The 2,315-nt window shown below is 64.3% G+C and carries 2 protein-coding genes; both read right to left on the bottom strand.

The genetic code is table 11. The features are described 5' to 3' along the window. Positions 1-68: 68 nt before the first annotated feature. Positions 69-926, bottom strand: a complete 858-nt coding sequence (istB, locus tag BHU06_RS21870) for an IS21-like element helper ATPase IstB (RefSeq protein WP_070401349.1) — start codon at positions 924-926, stop codon at positions 69-71. After that, on the bottom strand, positions 923-2,170 hold the full coding sequence (gene istA, locus BHU06_RS21865; protein WP_139147181.1) for an IS21 family transposase: 1,248 nt from the start codon (positions 2,168-2,170) through the stop codon (positions 923-925). The genes istB and istA overlap by 4 nt, the downstream gene beginning before the upstream one ends. Positions 2,171-2,315: the final 145 nt, after the last annotated feature.

The following is a 2,315-nucleotide window of genomic DNA, read 5'->3' as shown; positions in this document are numbered from 1 at the left end:
TGTCAACGCCGGTTGAATTTTCCTCAGATTGGCCGGAGTAAATTTCCCCACCTGGTGTGTGCGGGTGATCAGCCCGTGATGGGGTCTCGTGGCTCCTTGGGTGGTCTGCCGGGTCGGCGTTTGATGGGTTGCTGTGCCTGGGGGTCGAGCAATGAGGAGCGGGTTCGCATGGTCTCGGGGACGAGGGCGGCGTGCTCGCGCAGGCGGTACGAGTTGCCCTCGATGGGGATGACCACGGCGTGGTGCAGTAGCCGATCGAGTAAGGCGGTGGCGACGACGGCATCGCCGAAGATCTCGGCCCATTCGCCGAAGCCGCGGTTGCTGGTCATGACCATGGCGCTGCGCTCGTAGCAGGCGTTGACGAGTTGGAAGAACAGATTGCCGCCCCCTGAGCCCAATGGGAGGTAGCCGATCTCATCGACGATGAGCAGGCTGTAGCGGCTCAGAAACTTCACCCGCTCGCGCAGCTTGCCCTCGCGCTCGGCCTTGCGCATGGAGTCCACCAGTTCGGCCAGGGTGGCGAAGAAGACGCTCTTGCCGGCCTTGACCGCTTCGAAGCCCAGGGCGATGGCCAGGTGAGACTTGCCGGTACCCGGTGGGCCCAGGAAGTGCACGCACTGCTTGCGCTCGATGAAATCGAGCTCGGCCAGTGCCATGACGCGGTGACGGTCCAGGCCGGGCTGGAAGCTGAAGTCGTAGCCCGAGAGGCTCTTGACGGTGGTCAGGCGCGCGGTCTGCAGCGCCATCTTGATGCGCCGGCTCTCGCGGGTGGAGAACTCCTCGCCCAGCAGGGCTTCGATGGCCTCCAGGGCAGAGACTTCCCCCTGCTCGATGCGAGAGAGCGTGGTGTGCAAGGTCTCCAGGGCACGTGGCATCTTCAATCCCACCAGGTGGCGGCGGATGCGATCGGTGGTCGAGGCGGTCATGGGCGGCCTCCGAGCTGGCGGCCGATCTGCTCGTAGAAGCTCAGCGGGCGGGTGCTCACGGCGTGGCCGGGCAGGATACGGATCGCATCACGCGGGCCATGGGATGTCGATCGCCTGGGTACATGCCGGTGGCCGGGCAGGACCGAGCGCTGTTTGCGCCCCTGCAGCAAGGCATGTACGGCAATGAGCTGTCCGTCCTCGTGGATACGTACCTGATCGGCGGTGGTCTCCACATCCAGGGTGCGCCTGCGGGTGCCATCGGGCACGCTGTAGTAATTGCCGCCAACGCTCACGCAGCCCTCGCTGCTGACGCGCCGCTCCTGGCGCAACACCGCATCGAAACGACCGGCAGGCAAGGCCTGCAGGCTTGGGCGTTCTTCCTGGAAATGCTCCTGCACCACGCGCTGGGTACTGGCATGCAACCGCGCATTGGCCACGGTATCGAGCCACAGGCGCAACTGGCGGTTCATGTCCTGCAGGTCCACGAATGAGCGCGCCATGAAGAAGTCGGCACGGATGTAGCGAAACGGGCGCTCCACCTTGCCCTTGGTCTTGGCCCGATAGGGCTGGCAGGCCCGAGGAGCGAAGCCGTAGTGCGCACCGCAGGCCAGCAGCTTGGCGTTGTAGATGATGGCCTTGTCCTGCTCAGGCTCTCCCAGGACGGCGGTCTTCATCCGGTCGTACAAGATCTCGCGGGGTGCGCCAGCGAAGTGTTCGAAGGCCTGCATGTGGCAGCGCAGCACGGTTGGCAGATCCTGGTGCATCACGAACTGAGCCCACAGGTATCGGCTGTGGCCCAGCACCATGGCAAAGAGCCAGACCTTGCGTTCCATGGGCTCGCTGGTAAAGCGCACCTTGAACTCGGCAAAGTCCACCTGAGCCTGTTGGCCGGGTGGAGTCTCAAAACGGACCTCGAAGGCCGGCGCGGGCGCCGGCCTGATCTGGCGCAGGTAGTCGTTCAAGATGGTCTTGCCGCCCTGGTAGCCCAACGCCCGGATCTCACGCAGCAGCCGGGAGCCGGTCAACTCGGGCCAGGCCTGTAGTCGCTCCTGCAAGTAGCTGCGGAAATCGTCGAGAGCGCCAGTGCGAGCGGCTCTGGGCTTGTACTTGGGAACGGCAAGTCCGCGCTGGATGTATTTGCGAACGGTCTTGCGGTCGTGCCCGGTTCTCTGGGCAATCACGGAGATCGGCAGCCCCTGCCGGTGTAGCTCCAGAATCATCATCAGTCCCTTCAGATTGAGCACCTGGCCTCCAGCTCCACGACGGTCGGGAGCCAATGGTCGGTCAGGTGGACGAACAGGCAGCGGGCCTCGGCCCGCTGCCTGTTCAAGCTTCAAACTGGGGAAAATTCAACCGGCCAATACGGGGAGTATTCATCCGGCGGTGACA

Origin of the sequence: Hydrogenophaga sp. PML113, from assembly GCF_001777155.1 — a bacterium.
GTDB classification, from domain to species: domain Bacteria; phylum Pseudomonadota; class Gammaproteobacteria; order Burkholderiales; family Burkholderiaceae_C; genus Hydrogenophaga; species Hydrogenophaga borbori.
The sequence above is the reverse complement of the archived record's forward strand: the minus strand, read 5'-3'. Positions and strand labels throughout refer to the sequence as shown.